The sequence below is a fragment of the Shewanella marisflavi genome, assembly GCF_002215585.1.
Classification (GTDB): domain Bacteria; phylum Pseudomonadota; class Gammaproteobacteria; order Enterobacterales; family Shewanellaceae; genus Shewanella; species Shewanella marisflavi.
On sequence record NZ_CP022272.1, the window covers coordinates 349,062 to 362,684 of the forward strand.

General features: G+C 49.9%; 13 protein-coding genes. 6 read left to right on the top strand and 7 right to left on the bottom strand.

Translation table 11 applies throughout. The features are described 5' to 3' along the window. Positions 1–20 precede the first annotated feature (20 nt). Complete coding sequence (locus CFF01_RS01610; protein WP_408640507.1) at positions 21–593, top strand: HupE/UreJ family protein; 573 nt, start codon at positions 21–23, stop codon at positions 591–593. 49 nt (positions 594–642) lie between these two features. Here CFF01_RS01610 and ric read toward each other — a convergent pair whose 3' ends face one another. The 5 genes from ric to prmA form a co-directional block, all read right to left on the bottom strand. Beyond that, entirely contained in the window at positions 643–1,365 is a 723-nt protein-coding gene (gene ric, locus CFF01_RS01615) for an iron-sulfur cluster repair di-iron protein (RefSeq protein ID WP_088905844.1), read from the bottom strand. 373 nt (positions 1,366–1,738) lie between these two features. Then, the gene (locus CFF01_RS01620) at positions 1,739–3,265 is read right to left on the bottom strand and encodes a leucyl aminopeptidase (RefSeq protein ID WP_088903630.1); all 1,527 of its coding nucleotides are present in this window, start codon (positions 3,263–3,265) and stop codon (positions 1,739–1,741) included. 290 nt (positions 3,266–3,555) lie between these two features. Beyond that, positions 3,556–3,861: a DNA-binding transcriptional regulator Fis gene (gene fis / locus CFF01_RS01625; RefSeq protein WP_011864135.1), complete on the bottom strand. Its 306-nt coding sequence runs from the start codon at positions 3,859–3,861 to the stop codon at positions 3,556–3,558. Between the two features lie 17 nt (positions 3,862–3,878). Further along, entirely contained in the window at positions 3,879–4,847 is a 969-nt protein-coding gene (gene dusB / locus CFF01_RS01630) for a tRNA dihydrouridine synthase DusB (protein ID WP_088903631.1), read from the bottom strand. Between the two features lie 151 nt (positions 4,848–4,998). Further along, complete coding sequence (gene prmA / locus CFF01_RS01635; RefSeq protein ID WP_033539105.1) at positions 4,999–5,880, bottom strand: 50S ribosomal protein L11 methyltransferase; 882 nt, start codon at positions 5,878–5,880, stop codon at positions 4,999–5,001. A gap of 355 nt (positions 5,881–6,235) precedes the next feature. On the opposite strand from prmA, the gene CFF01_RS01640 reads away from it, so the two are divergent. The 5 genes from CFF01_RS01640 (at position 6,236) to CFF01_RS01660 (ending at position 11,651) form a co-directional block, all read left to right on the top strand. Continuing rightward, entirely contained in the window at positions 6,236–6,958 is a 723-nt protein-coding gene (locus tag CFF01_RS01640; RefSeq protein ID WP_033539104.1) for a fumarate reductase cytochrome b subunit, read from the top strand. A 153-nt stretch (positions 6,959–7,111) separates the two neighbouring features. After that, complete coding sequence (locus tag CFF01_RS01645; RefSeq protein WP_033539103.1) at positions 7,112–7,783, top strand: fumarate reductase cytochrome b subunit; 672 nt, start codon at positions 7,112–7,114, stop codon at positions 7,781–7,783. A gap of 46 nt (positions 7,784–7,829) precedes the next feature. Next, on the top strand, positions 7,830–9,836 hold the full coding sequence (locus CFF01_RS01650; RefSeq protein WP_088903632.1) for a fumarate reductase flavoprotein subunit: 2,007 nt from the start codon (positions 7,830–7,832) through the stop codon (positions 9,834–9,836). Beyond that, positions 9,833–10,564, top strand: coding sequence for a fumarate reductase iron-sulfur subunit (locus CFF01_RS01655; protein ID WP_033539101.1), 732 nt, complete (start codon positions 9,833–9,835; stop codon positions 10,562–10,564). The genes CFF01_RS01650 and CFF01_RS01655 overlap by 4 nt, the downstream gene beginning before the upstream one ends. Positions 10,565–10,739: 175 nt before the next feature. Beyond that, complete coding sequence (locus CFF01_RS01660; protein ID WP_088903633.1) at positions 10,740–11,651, top strand: LysR family transcriptional regulator; 912 nt, start codon at positions 10,740–10,742, stop codon at positions 11,649–11,651. A gap of 41 nt (positions 11,652–11,692) precedes the next feature. On the opposite strand, the gene rho is transcribed toward CFF01_RS01660, so the two are convergent. Together rho and trxA are read right to left on the bottom strand one after the other, a co-directional pair. Then, positions 11,693–12,958 (bottom strand): transcription termination factor Rho, encoded by a 1,266-nt coding sequence (gene rho / locus CFF01_RS01665; protein WP_033539099.1) that lies wholly within the window; start codon positions 12,956–12,958, stop codon positions 11,693–11,695. Between the two features lie 232 nt (positions 12,959–13,190). Beyond that, positions 13,191–13,517: a thioredoxin TrxA gene (trxA, locus tag CFF01_RS01670; RefSeq protein ID WP_088903634.1), complete on the bottom strand. Its 327-nt coding sequence runs from the start codon at positions 13,515–13,517 to the stop codon at positions 13,191–13,193. Positions 13,518–13,623: the final 106 nt, after the last annotated feature.

The window sequence follows — 13,623 nt, forward strand, 5'->3', positions numbered from 1 at the left end:
AAGGATTGAGAGGGTAAATGATGAAAAGGTTACTGCCTGTGTTGCTCGCGGTTTGGGCGCCGTCCGTGTTTGCTCATGAGATCACTGGCGGGGCAGGCTTTATGACGGGATTCAATCACCCCGTACTCGGATTTGATCATCTGTTGGCCATGTTGAGTGTGGGTTTGTTGAGTACTCAGCTTGGGGGACGGGCGATTTGGACTGTGCCTTTAGCCTTTATGGCCTTCATGTTGTTTGGTGGGATATTGGGGCTCTATGGTGTTGCGCTGCCCTTTGTGGAGTTAGGCATTGCATTGTCTGTATTGCTACTGGGCTTGGCTATTGCTTTAGGCAGGCAGATTCCTCTGCTGCTCGCCATGGGGTTTGTCGGTCTGTTTGCTATCTTTCATGGTCATGCCCACGGCGCCGAGATGCCAGCGCTGACCAGTCCGGTGCTTTATGCCTTAGGTTTCCTCAGCGGCACCGCCGTTATCCACCTGCTGGGCGTGTCGCTTGGCTTCATCATGCAGCAACTGAGCGGTAAACTGCCCCTGCTGCGTCTTAGTGGCGGAGCCATCGCTTTAATTGGTGGCTATCTGATAGTGGGCATCTAAAGCGCTTTGTTGAGGTATTCCGATAATGGAGCACCTCATCATTCGGCGATTAAATGGCCAATGCCTTAGGGAAGAGAATGTTGTTTTCGATGTGTATGTGCTGGCGCAGATCGGCGGCAAACTCTTCCAGGGTGGCGTAACAGATACGCCAGGTGGTGCAGGCATGTGCTGGCGGCGTAAAGTCGTTGGTGAGGGTTCTTAGGCGCTCAATAATTTCACTCGCTTGGTCATGCTCATGTTCCATGGCGTTGATCGGATTACCGATATGACCGAAGCAACCGTTGACCTGTTCACCATTTGCCATAGCGCGAATGGCTGGAAAGAGGATCTGCTCCTCTTTCATCAGATGGGGCACAAGATCTTCGATCAGTGCGCGTATCCAACCTGCGAAAGGTTTAATTTCGTCATAATGCTCGCTATGGGCACGCACCATCTTCTGGCTATATTCAATTAGTAATGGAGCTTTTTCTCTGACGAAACTGTGATGGGTCGCTTCGATGTAGTCGAGCAGTTCTGATAAAGGTAACTGATCTAAACCTTGCTGCTTCTCGCCTTCGATTCCGAGTGCCATTAATGCTTCAATGAGTTGCGCTTCATCGACGTCAAAACGCTTAATTGCGCGCTCTAGAGATATCCCGCCCCCACAGCAAAAATCGATACCAAACTGGCTGAACAGATGTGCACTGCGAAAATCATTAGCAACAATTTCGCCAACGCGAGAGGCAAGTAGGTGTTCTTTAGTTTGAGGCATGTGGTGCTCCGATATTTGCATGAGTTTAAGTGACCGCTTAAAGCCGTATGTTATTTGCATATTTTGTTCGCCTCAATAATTACCTGAGTAAAATGCTCGGGTAATCACACTTTTCTCCATAAAATATCTCAATCTAGGTAGAGTCAAATGTTGCGCTTAGCATGTGCGGTTTGAACCGCCGCGACTTAACTTAGTGATGCTACCTATCTTGTATCGCATGGGGCACCAGCGCAGTGAGAGTAAGCACACTCGTCATAGGCAAGTGAGCGATGCTAGGGGAGTGTAAACCCAAGGTTAGGTATTGAAAATGCTAGCTTAAAGCTTGATAAAGAAAAGCCCTACAATGTAGGGCTTTGCTATGAGTCTTAGTAAGGGTTAACGTTATGGCTAAAGCTTACTGAGATTGACTCATGATCCAGTGGCTTAATAGACGCACACCATGGCCGGTGCCGCCAGCGGGCGTAATGCCTTCATCTTTGGCTGCGAGTGCGCTACCCGCAATATCAAGGTGTGCCCATTTGGTCTCGCCGCTAAATTGCTTTAAGAACACCGCCGCAGTGGTCGCGCCGGGGCCGCCATAGCCCGCATTTTTGAGATCGGCAATCGGGCTCTTTAACAGATCATCATAGGCCAAAGGCAAACGCCATAGCTTTTCATCAACGGCGCTACCTGAGAAAGTTAACTCATCGACTAAGGTGTCATCGTCACTAAATACCGCGGTATAACGTTTCCCTAATGCCCTTACTTTTGAGCCTGTTAAGGTGGCAATATCTACCATCACTTTAGGTTGGTAGTGTTTTCGCGCGTACCACATGCCGTCCGCAAGGATGAGTCGTCCCTCGGCATCTGTGTTGAGCACTTCTACACTGAGTCCTTCAGCCGTCATCAGTACATCACCGGGGGCAAAAGCGGTATCTGAAACCATGTTTGCCGCCATAGGCATCACGCCGACCACATTGGCTTTCGCTTTTTGCAGCGCCATCGCCTTAATCGTGCCGAGTACCGCTGCTGCGCCTGCCATGTCAGATTTCATGCGTGATATGGAGTCGCCCGTCGCTTTGATGTTGTAGCCGCCAGAATCGAAGGTGATGCCTTTGCCGACTAATGCGATAGGCGCATCGTTATTACCTTGCCAATGGGCAATGACTAAGCGCGATCCCGCTTGTGAGCCGCGACCAACTGCATGGAGTGCACCCATGCCTAATTTTTCAATTTGCTTGGCATCTAAGATGGTGATCTTGACCCCTAATCTTTTGAGTTCTTTTGCAGCGTTGGCAAAATCGACTGGCGTCATAGCACTTGGCACCTCAGAGGTGAGGTCACGTGCTAGAAATACCCCTTTTTCAATGGCGGCGAGTTGCTGGTATCTATCAGTCGCTGCGCTAGGGTTGGCAACGCTTACCGTGTAGTACTTTTCGGCAGGCTTTTTCTCGGTGAGATATTTATCGAACTGATAAGCGCGTAGGTTAATTCCGTGAGCCAGCTCGGCGGCGAAATTGGCGTTGCCCATCCCATTGCTTATGTCTGTTGTCAGTAGGTGGATATTCTCATTATCAGTGCTGCGCAAGTGAGCGGTGATCTCTGCGCCGAGTTTATTGATGTTACCAGGCTGCTTTGCTTCACCAACACCAACCACAAGTAAGCGTTTAGCCTTAATACCGTGTGGCGATAAAATTTCAACGAGTTGTTTTGCCTCGCCGGTAAAACCTTGCAGTGCTAATGCATTGGCTATCTGTTGCTTAGACAGATCATTAAGTTGTGCGAGTTGAGGGGAGGTGTGTTCACCCGCTTGAAAGGCGACTAAGGTGTCGACTGTTTCAGGCTGATGGTCGATAAACTGAAAGGTTTCAGCATTTGCAGCCCCAATATTGAGTAGGCTAAGGCATAGTACAGAGGGTAAAAGAGTTTTTTTAGTTAGCATAATTGTCTCTATGTGGGAGGTGTTTCATTTTTTTAGTAATTATTGCGAGTGATTTTCATATGCTTTGGGTGGGATAACTCGTCACCAGTCTTGTAACAAGTGAGCTAAATATCCCTAGCATGCATCACAAGGTTTGCTAGTGTACAAAATGAAAATTAGCCGAAGCTGAAGAGGTACCAAGTGCCAGGATATGTGCGGACGGTAGCGCTGGGATGGGGGAAGCTAGAAAGCAAAACGGGCTTCCCATTGCTGAGAAACCCGTTTCAATACAACATGCTAAAACGTGAGTTTTAGTTCATGCCATATTTTTTCAATTTCTTGCGCAGGGTACCACGGTTGATACCTAGCATGTTGGCAGCGCGAGTTTGGTTGCCACGGGTGTGCTGCATGATGATATCTAGTAGAGGTGCTTCAACTTCACATAACACCATTTCGTAAACTTCTTCGGCTTCCTGGCCGTCCATTTGAGCGAAAAAGTTAGTTACGGCGCGCTTAACAGCGTCACGCAGTAACTGAGGCTTGATAGTGCCGTTAGCGGTTTCGATTTTGCCTACGGTAAGCTGATGAGCTTCTGGTTGAGTTGTCTGATCAAACATTCGTATTCTGCTCTTTATTAATTCTTTACTAATTCATCAAAATAACGCTCCAACATGGAACGTTGTTCTTCAACAGTTTCCAGCCGATTGAAGTCGGCTCTGAAAGGTCTCTGCGCTTCTTGGTCCAGATACCATCCAACATGCTTTCTGGCGATACGTAACCCTTTGTACTCGCCGTACAATGCATATAAGTTTTTGAGGTGTTCCAGCATCACCTGACGCTTTTCGTCCACTTCAATGGGCGCTAGCTTTTTACCTGTTTCCAAGTAATGTTGGATCTCTCTGAATAGCCAAGGTCGTCCTTGAGCACCTCTTCCTATCATCACGGCATCTGCACCTGTATGTTCCAGCACGAAGCGTGCCTTCTCTGGGGTACAGATATCGCCATTTGCCACAACAGGAATAGAGACATTCTGTTTTATCGCGCGAATCGTGTCGTACTCGGCTTCGCCTTTGTACATGCACTGTCTCGTACGGCCATGGACCGCGAGTGAGGCAATGCCACAATCTTGTGCAATTTGGGCTATCTGAACGCCATTTCTGTGTTCAGGCGCCCAACCTGTGCGAATCTTCAGGGTCACAGGCACATCCACAGCGGCAACAACAGCCTGTAAAATCGCTTTTACTTGCTCTGGTTGCTGCAGTAGTGCTGAACCTGCCAGCTTCTTATTCACTTTCTTTGCAGGACATCCCATGTTGATATCGATGATCTGCGCGCCCTGTTGTACGTTAACAACGGCGGCATGGGCCATCATATCGGGGTCGGCACCTGCAATTTGTACTGAGCGAATCCCATCTTCACCAGCGTGTGCCATGCGCTGTCGGCTCTTGTCGGTATCCCAAACCTCGGGATTAGACGAAAGCATCTCTGATACGGCTAAGGCGGCGCCATAGCGTAGGCAGAGATTTCGGAAGGGTTGGTCGGTGACTCCTGCCATGGGAGCCACGATCAGCTGATTCTTCAGTTGATAGGGTCCAATCTGCATTTATCATCACACCTTGCGCTTCAAAGGGGCGCTATAGTACGCCTTTTTCAAGCCTGTGAAAAGGTCAATAAATGACCTGAGAGCAACTTTTTTACTTGACTTTTGTAAGCTGAGAAGTCTGTGGCGGCCTTGCGGCCGCTGGCTTTTACCGCTATTTACGTGTGCCTGTCAAGCGGCTCCAATCCTCTTTGTGAACTGGTGCGTCCATGTCAAACCACTGGGCATAATGCTGACTGATCTCGTCGGCTTGCTCCTTGAGTAGACCCGAGAGTGCCAGTAAGCCACCTGGCTGTACCTTTTCGGCAATCAGAGGTGCCAGTTCGCGCAGCGGACCTGCGAGTATGTTGGCTACTAATACTTCGGCCTTGAGGTCGGCTGGCTGATCTTCTGGTAGATAGAGTGCCAGCTTATCGGCGACCTGGTTGCGCTCGGCATTAGCCTTAGAGGCTTCGATAGCCTGATAGTCGATATCAATGCCGGTGACTTTTGAGGCCCCCAGTTTAAGTGCAGCGACCGCGAGAATGCCTGAACCGCAACCGAAATCGATCGCTTCTTTGCCTTCAAGATCGAGTCCATCTAGCCATTCTAAACACAGCGCCGTAGTTGGGTGTGTGCCGGTGCCGAAGGCGAGGCCTGGGTCTAACATTACGTTGACGGCTTGTGGGTCTGGCACTTCTCGCCAGCTTGGGCAGATCCATAGGCGACGGCCAAATTGAATAGGGTGAAAGTTGTCCATCCACTCTCTTTCCCAATCCTTGTCTTCGACCTGTTCTATCTTATGGCTAAAGTCTGCACCTAAATAAGGCTGTAGCTTGAGCATCTCAACCACGGGCGCCAGATCATAATCTGCCTCAAACAGGGCGGTGATCACTGTGTGGCTCCACAACGGGGTTTCACCTAGGTTAGGCTCGTAGATTGGGGTGTCCTTACCATCTTCATAGGTGATCGACAGTGAGCCCAGCTCCATCAGCATGTCGCTGAGTTGCTCGGCGTGTTGGTTATCTGTGTCTATCTTTAACTGGATCCAGGCCATGGGATCTTCTCTCTAAGGTCAATATAAGTTCAATAATGGCCTTATTGTAAACCAAGCATTGTACAAAGACCGAGGAATCTGCACTTAAACTGACAAACTGGGATTTAGCGACTAAATTCAATCGGTTAATCTGACGGTTTTTGTATTGATTGTATTGTTTGAAATGGCCGTTTAAATCATTGATTAATATTGGCTAATTGGTTTTACCTTTGTTTTGTTTTGGGTGATTGTTTGTGATCGGTATCAAATGTTTTGCTATGCCTGGGTGAGTTGCCTCACGCTTTTTAGGCTTATTGGTAGGCAGCTCAATTCTTGTTGGTATGGTGTAGATCCCGACACTAGGCGCAGAAAGATCATGAAGGTTAAAAGCTTGCAATATCACCACACTCATTACGCTGCTTTGGGCAGTCCCTGGTCAGCTAAGGCCGATAAAATACAGAGTGCCACCGGCATTTTGCTGGGTTGCTTTTTATTGGCGCATTTGCATTTTGAGTCGAGCATTCTCTTTGGTAAAGAGACCTTCTATCACGTAGTGCAGTTTCTCGAAGGTGGCATGTTTAGTAGCACAGGTCACGGTATGCCTATCGTTACTAAGGTGTTCTCCATCTTTATCATGCTGGTGGTGATGTTGCATGCGGCGGTGGCATTACGCCGCTTCCCGGCGCAACTCGGCCAATGGCGAGCGCTGCGCAATCATATGCAGGGGATCAAACATAAAGACAGCCATGCCTGGTTCTGGCAGTTGGTGACCGGGTTTATTCTGTTTTTCCTGGCGCCGGTGCATATTTTTACCATGATCACCAATCCAGAGATTGGTCCGCATCTGTCGGCGGAGCGTGTTTATCATGCTAATGCCTGGCTACTTTATGCGTTATTGTTACCGGCAGTAGTGATCCACGCCATGATAGGCCTGTACCGCGTAGCGGTGAAATGGGGACTAGTTCGTCAGCGTAAGGGGTTAAGAAAGGCGGTTAAAGTATTGATTGTTTACCTGATGACCCTAGGTATATTGAGTCTGGTTTCTTATATCATGATAGGTCAATCACTGACCTTGCCAGTTACACCATTTGTGCCATAACTGTGTAAGCCCTAGGTAGATTAGCAATTTATAAAATATCGGATTGTGTTTTGATCTATCTCACGGTTTTTGTTGGGTTTGTGAGCGACATTAAGGCTAGCGTTTGTCTATTTAGTCAGTCACGCCCCTTTCCCACTATTCACAGGAGTGCCTATGTCGCTGACAAAGAAAAATAATAATGTAAGCGGTTGGCTCGATATGAGTCAGAGTGTTACCGGTGTCATCTTAGCCCTGTTTCTATGGACGCATCTGATTTTAGTGTCATCTATTCTGCTTGGTGCCGATGCCATGACTTTTGTGGCCCGTACCATGGAGTTGAGTTTCCTAAGTGCTGACGGTCATGGCTATCCCTGGGTGGTGTCGGTCATTGCCATCATAGTGGCGTTATTGGCTCTGCTTCATGTGTTGGTCGCCATACATAAGATGCCGCTGAACTTGCAGCAACAAAGGGCACTCAGAAAGCAGATGAGCGTGATCCACCATGACGATACCAAGTTATGGGTATGGCAGGCGATCACAGGTGTGGGCATTTTTTTGTTGTTGCCTGTGCATTTATGGTTAATTGGTAGTGCGCCTGAAACCATAGGCCCTGTGGGTAGTGCCGATCGCATCTGGAATCAAGGGGTGTGGATGGTCTATCTGCCTCTGCTCTTGTGTGTCGAATTGCATGCCGCCATTGGCATCTATCGTGTGGCCATTAAATGGGGGGCTAGACGAGCCATCGACGCCCGCGCCCGAATTAGAAAAATAAAAACCATAGTGAGTGTGGTGTTTGTGGTGATTGGTTTGGCCTCTTTGCTGGCCTTCCTGCCCTACGCCAGTTAATCGATTTGAAAGTAATGTGATCTCTCATCCCTCGTAAGGAGCAAGTGTGAAACTGATATATACCGATTCTCTAGTCGTTGGTGCCGGATTGGCCGGACTAAGGGTCGCCATCGCGTCGAAAGAGCGCGGCTTGGATACCCTGGTACTATCGCTGATCCCCGCCAAGCGTTCGCATTCGGCCGCGGCCCAGGGAGGCATGCAGGCCAGTCTGGGGAATACCGTTAAAGGCATGGGAGATGATGAGGACGTACATTTCCAAGATACGGTAAAGGGATCGGACTGGGGCTGTGATCAGGAAGTGGCGCGCATGTTTGCACACTGCGCCCCTAAAGCGGTGCGTGAGCTGGCCAACTGGGGCGTGCCCTGGACACGTGTCACCAAGGGGCCTCGTCAGGTGGTTGTTAATGCCGAGAAGGTCACCATCGAAGAGGCAGAAGAGGCTCATGGTCTGATCAACGCCCGTGATTTTGGCGGCACCAAGAAGTGGCGCACCTGTTATACCGCAGACGGCACCGGCCACTCGCTGCTCTACGCCGTCGACAACAAGGCGATCTCTCTCGATATCCCGGTACATGAAAGGGTTGAGGCGCTGGCACTGATCCACGATGGCAAGCGTTGTCATGGAGTCGTGGCCAGATGTTTGATCACAGGTGAACTGCGTGCCTATGTTGCTAAGTCGACCACTATTGCTACCGGCGGTTATGGCCGTATTTATGAGGTCTCCACCAACGCGATCATCTGCGAAGGAATAGGGCAGGCGTTGGCGCTGGAAACTGGCGTGGCGACACTGGGGAATATGGAAGCGGTGCAGTTTCACCCAACGGCGATTGTGCCTGTGGGGATTCTGACTACCGAAGGTTGCCGTGGTGACGGCGGCTTGCTCAGAGACAAAGATGGCCACCGTTTCATGCCAGACTATGAGCCGGAGAAGAAGGAATTGGCCTCGCGTGATGTGGTGTCTCGCCGCATGACTGAGCATATGCGTAAAGGTAAAGGGGTCGATAGCCCTTATGGTCCACACCTATGGCTGGATATTACCCTGCTTGGTCGCAAACACGTGGAAACTAACCTGCGTGAAGTCAAAGAGATCTGCGAGAACTTCTTAGGCATAGATCCAGCGAAAGATTGGATCCCCGTGCGTCCGACCCAGCACTACTCTATGGGCGGTATTCGTACCGATGCCAAGGGGCAGAGCCCGCAGCTAAAGGGTCTGTTTAGCGTAGGCGAAGCGGCCTGTTGGGATATGCACGGTTTTAACCGTCTGGGGGGCAACTCGCTGGCGGAAACAGTTGTTGGCGGCATGATTATTGGTAAGTATGTGGCCGACTTCTGTGAAGAGAATACGCTCGAGATAGATACCTCACTTGCTGAGCGTTTCGTGGCTCAGGTGCGTGATGAAATTGATGGCCTGGTCGAGGGGCAGGGCACTGAATCTGCATTTGAGATCAAGCGTGAGATGCAGCGCATTATGATGGATTATGTGGGGATCTTCCGCAATGGCCCTGAGCTGACCAAGGCGGTTAAAGAGTTAGAGGCGCTGCTTATTCGCTCGCGCAACCTTGGCCTTAAGTGTAAGAAGCGTCATGCCAACCCAGAGCTGGTGGAAGCCCTTAGGGTTAAGCGCATGCTGAAGGTAGCGTTAACCGTTGCCTGCGGCGCCGAGGCCCGCACCGAGAGTCGTGGTGCCCATGCCCGTGAGGATTATCCTCAGCGTAACGATAAAGAGTGGCTTAACCGCACGCTCTCCTCCTGGCCAAGCGTTGATGCGACGCGACCAAAGCTGGATTATGAGCAGCTGGATGTGATGAAGATGGAGCTGCCACCTGGCTATCGCGGTTATGGCATCAATAACGCGATTGCGCATCCAGATACCGAGAAGCGTGAAAAGGAGATCGTTGAGATCCTCAGTAGCCTGGGTGATAACGCCGATCGCTATGAGCGTCAGCACGCCTTGATGCCATTTGAAGTACCAGAATCCCTTAGAGAGAAGAATGAGCGTTTGCATGATAAGCCGCTCGGAACTAGCAAGCAGCTTGGAGAAGAAAGCAAATGAGTCAGGGCCGTACACTAACTTTTAATATCTTTCGTTATGACCCTCAGGTGCCAGACGATAAGCCCAAGATGGTCAAGTATCAGCTGGAAGAGGCGCCGGGCATGACAGTCTTTATTGCGCTGAATATGTTGCGGGAGCAGCAAGACCCCTCTTTGCAGTTCGATTTTGTCTGCCGCGCCGGGATCTGCGGCAGCTGCGCCATGGTGATTAATGGTTATCCAACCTTGGCCTGCCGTACGCTAACCAGCAAATATCCTAAGGGTGAGATCACTTTAATGCCCCTGCCTGGCTTCGAGCTGATCGGCGACCTGTCGGTCAATACCGGTAAGTTTATGCGCGAGCTGGCGGAGCGTCTCAAGCTTTGGCTACATCCGAGAAGCGACGAGGTGGACATTCATCGTATCGAGGCGCCTATGGCGCCAGAAGAGGCCGCTAAACTTTATGAGCTGGAGCGCTGTGTCGAATGTGGCGTTTGTGTCTCGGCCTGTGCCACTAAGCAGATGCGCGACACCTTTGTCGGTGCTGTGGGCATGATGAAGATCGCCCGTTTTGAGCTCGACAGCCGTGACGCCCGTAGCGTAGAAGATTTCTACCATGTGATTGGTAATCAGGATGGGGTATTTGGTTGTATGACGCTGCTGGGCTGTCAGGACAACTGCCCTAAAGATCTGCCTCATATGCAGCAGATTGCCTATCTCAGGCGCAAGATGGCGACCGCGCTAGTATAAGTCGATAGTGCTAAGCCATTTGTGCCAACCTCTGTTAAAAAGCCTGCTTAAGCAGGCTTTTTATTGTCATTTATTTACTTTTATCAAAAATATTTTGATAAAAGTAAGGTTTTTGACCAGTCTATGCTTAATTGGGGCACAGACAGAGGACGCCTGAGACGGCGGGAATGTGGCGATGCAAGTTAATGATCTATTGTTATTTGTGCGAGTTGCCGACTGTGGCAGTTTGACCGCGGCAGCGGTGGAGTTGGAGATCTCTGCGGCGGTGGCCAGTGCTGGGCTGAAACGGTTGGAGAGGGAGCTAGATACAGTGCTTTTTATTCGTAGCACCCGAAGCCTGCGGCTGACGGATGCGGGTGAGCGCTACCTCAGTTATTGTCGCCGTGCGCTGGAGGATCTGAGGTTAGGGGAGCAAGCCCTTGCTTCTGCCAAGTCGCAGATCGCCGGTAAGCTTAGCATAGCGCTTCCTTCTGATGCCGGGCGTAACTTTATCTTGCCCTGGCTGGACAGCTTGATGGACGAATACCCCAGGTTACAGCTAAGGCTACATCTCGCAGACAGTCTGACCAATTTTTATCATGACAAGATAGATGTGGCGCTGCGTAGCGGGACGCCCAAAGATTCGAGCCTGGTCGCCTTTAAGATCTGTCCTTCACAGCGTATCTTATGTGCCTCGCCTGAGTACCTTAAGGCCCATGGTCGCCCAGAGAGCCTTAGGGATCTGGAACATCATAACTGCTTGTTCTTTATGTTAGATGAACGAACCCATGATCAATGGTGTTTCTATAAGGATGGAGAGACTCATAAGGTGCAGGTATCGGGTAACCGTACTTGCAACGATGCCGAGGTGGCACGTAAATGGGCGTTGGCGGGTAAGGGGATCGTCTATAAGTCCTCGCTGGATCTGGCTGAGGATTTGGCCGCGGGGGCCTTGGTGCCGCTAATGAGACAATATAGTGGCGAGAGTGCCGACCTGTATCTGGTGTGCCCTGGCCGGCAACATGTGACGCCTGTGGTGCTGGCCCTGCGAGATGACTTGCGGCGCCGCTGTCAGCAAAGGCTCAAGACTTTTGAGGCAGCGCTATAAAAAAAGCCGCATTAAGCGGCTTTTTTATTCTGAATATGTCTTTATGACTTCGCGCGTTTCATCGCGGTAAAGAACTCTTCATTGGTCTTGGTCATGGCTAGTTTGTCGATGAGGAATTCCATGCCGCTGACTTCATCCATAGGATTGAGGATCTTACGCAGGATCCACATCTTCTGAAGCTCTTCCGGTGTGGTCAGCTTCTCTTCGCGACGTGTACCTGAGCGGTTGAAGTCGATGGCCGGGAAGACACGCTTTTCGGCGGCCTTACGAGACAGGTGAAGTTCCTGGTTACCGGTACCCTTAAACTCTTCGTAGATCACTTCATCCATCTTAGAGCCTGTATCAACCAGTGCGGTGGCGATAATGGTTAAGCTGCCGCCGTGCTCGATGTTACGTGCTGCGCCGAAGAAGCGCTTAGGACGATGTAGGGCGTTAGCATCCACACCACCGGTAAGAACCTTACCAGATGAAGGGATCACTGTGTTGTAGGCACGCGCCAGACGGGTAATAGAGTCCAGCAGGATCACCACATCTTTCTTGTGTTCAACTAGACGCTTGGCCTTCTCGATTACCATTTCGGCAACCTGTACGTGACGGCTTGCAGGCTCGTCGAAGGTTGAGGCAACAACTTCACCTTTCACCAGACGCTGCATCTCGGTCACTTCTTCAGGACGTTCGTCGATCAGCAACACCATGAGCACAACTTCTGGGTTGTTGTAGGTGATGCTTTGAGCAATGTTTTGTAGCAGCAGGGTCTTACCGGCCTTTGGTGGCGCGACGATTAGGCCACGCTGTCCCTTACCTATAGGTGAACAGAGGTCGAGAATACGGGCGGTAATATCTTCGGTTGAACCGTTACCACGTTCCATACGGATACGTTCTTCTGCATGAAGTGGGGTTAAGTTTTCGAAGAGGATTTTGCTGCGGGAGTTTTCGGGTTTGTCGAAGTTAACTTCGTTGACTTTCAGTAGTGCGAAATATCGCTCGCCTTCTTTAGGGGGACGGATTTTACCGAAAATGGTATCACCGGTGCGCATGTTGAAGCGGCGAATCTGACTCGGTGAAACATAAATATCATCTGGTCCCGCTAGGTAAGAACCGTCTGCACTTCGCAGGAAACCAAAACCGTCTTGCAGGATTTCTAATACCCCGCCACCGAAAATATCTTCACCGCTTTTGGCGTGGGCTTTAAGGATTGCGAAAATAATGTCCTGTTTGCGGGCTCGGGCCATGTTATCGATTTTCATTTCCTGAGCCAGGATGACCAGGTCCGAAATCGACTTCTCTTTTAATTCTGATAAATTCATTGTGGTGGGTCTTGTATATTGCGAGACAAAGCTATCTATAGACTAATAGCAATTAAAGTTGTTTGGATATTAATCGAAATAGCGAGGTGTGGTTAATGAGAAAGTTTCTGGTTATTAAAGTAGCACTATCGAAGCGAGGCGTCTAGAAATTTAGCGACCCTCGACACAATTACTTGGCTAAGCTGTGTCGAGAATCACTTTCTATGACAAAAATGTCATAGTGGTCGAGGCATTATAGTTGTGCGTCGATGAACTCTTTCAGTTGAGTCTTAGAAAGCGCGCCCACTTTAGTGTCGGCCAGCTCACCGTTTTTGAAGATAAGCAGTGTTGGGATACCACGTACACCGTATTTAGCTGGTGAAGCGTTGTTTTGATCCACGTTTAGCTTAGCGATAGTTACCTTGCCTGCGTACTCGTCTGCAACGTCATCTAGGATTGGCGCAATCATTTTACAAGGGCCACACCATTCAGCCCAGAAATCAACAAGGACTGGGAGGTCTGATTTTAAAACGTCGTTTTCAAAGCTGTCGTCGCTTAAGGTAATAATTTTATCGCTCATGATGTTCTCCAGTTAGGTTGCCATTGCTGGTTTGTTAATGGCTTAAGCTGTATATTGGGTCTGAAATTCGCTTTTCAAGAGTTATTCGCGGCTTTCAACGGTCTTT

Coding starts and splice junctions, on each gene's coding strand:
- CFF01_RS01610 (WP_408640507.1), top strand. CDS start 21: ATGAAAAGGTTACTGCCTGTGTTGCTCGCGGTTTGGGCGCCGTCCGTG.
- ric (WP_088905844.1), bottom strand. CDS start 1,365: ATGCAAATATCGGAGCACCACATGCCTCAAACTAAAGAACACCTACTT.
- CFF01_RS01620 (WP_088903630.1), bottom strand. CDS start 3,265: ATGCTAACTAAAAAAACTCTTTTACCCTCTGTACTATGCCTTAGCCTA.
- fis (WP_011864135.1), bottom strand. CDS start 3,861: ATGTTTGATCAGACAACTCAACCAGAAGCTCATCAGCTTACCGTAGGC.
- dusB (WP_088903631.1), bottom strand. CDS start 4,847: ATGCAGATTGGACCCTATCAACTGAAGAATCAGCTGATCGTGGCTCCC.
- prmA (WP_033539105.1), bottom strand. CDS start 5,880: ATGGCCTGGATCCAGTTAAAGATAGACACAGATAACCAACACGCCGAG.
- CFF01_RS01640 (WP_033539104.1), top strand. CDS start 6,236: ATGAAGGTTAAAAGCTTGCAATATCACCACACTCATTACGCTGCTTTG.
- CFF01_RS01645 (WP_033539103.1), top strand. CDS start 7,112: ATGTCGCTGACAAAGAAAAATAATAATGTAAGCGGTTGGCTCGATATG.
- CFF01_RS01655 (WP_033539101.1), top strand. CDS start 9,833: ATGAGTCAGGGCCGTACACTAACTTTTAATATCTTTCGTTATGACCCT.
- CFF01_RS01660 (WP_088903633.1), top strand. CDS start 10,740: ATGCAAGTTAATGATCTATTGTTATTTGTGCGAGTTGCCGACTGTGGC.
- rho (WP_033539099.1), bottom strand. CDS start 12,958: ATGAATTTATCAGAATTAAAAGAGAAGTCGATTTCGGACCTGGTCATC.
- trxA (WP_088903634.1), bottom strand. CDS start 13,517: ATGAGCGATAAAATTATTACCTTAAGCGACGACAGCTTTGAAAACGAC.